The following is a 405-nucleotide window of genomic DNA, read 5'->3' on the forward strand; positions in this document are numbered from 1 at the left end:
GTGCTAACCATGGTTAATATGATGGGCTCAGGTATTATCCTGTTGCCTACTAAGTTGGCACAAGTGGGCACAATTTCAATCTTTTCTTGGATCGTTACTGCAGTTGGTTCTATGGCTCTTGCCTACGCTTTTGCCCAATGTGGTCGTTATACTAAAAACCATGTTGGGGGTATGGGAGCGTATGCCGAATATTCTTTTGGCAAATCGGGTAGTTTTATGACCAACTATACTTATGCACTATCACTTGTCATTGCTAATGTCGCTATCGCCGTTACAGCAGTTGGCTATTTTAGCACCTTGATGGGGTGGACATTAGCGCCTGTGCAGGTTGCTATGTGGACGATTGGTTTTGTATGGCTGACCACCATCCCCAATTTTTTTGGCCCAACTATCACGGGACGTCTT

1 protein-coding gene is annotated in these 405 nt (G+C 44.9%); it reads left to right on the forward strand.

Going from position 1 to position 405, the window contains the following annotated elements:
• Positions 1–405: amino acid permease (locus QC029_RS30780; protein WP_369281328.1), on the forward strand; the 405-nt coding region annotated here is incomplete at both ends.

The organism is Streptomyces sp. DH37, assembly GCF_029813835.1.
In the GTDB taxonomy this organism is placed as follows: Bacteria; Actinomycetota; Actinomycetes; order Streptomycetales; family Streptomycetaceae; genus Streptomyces.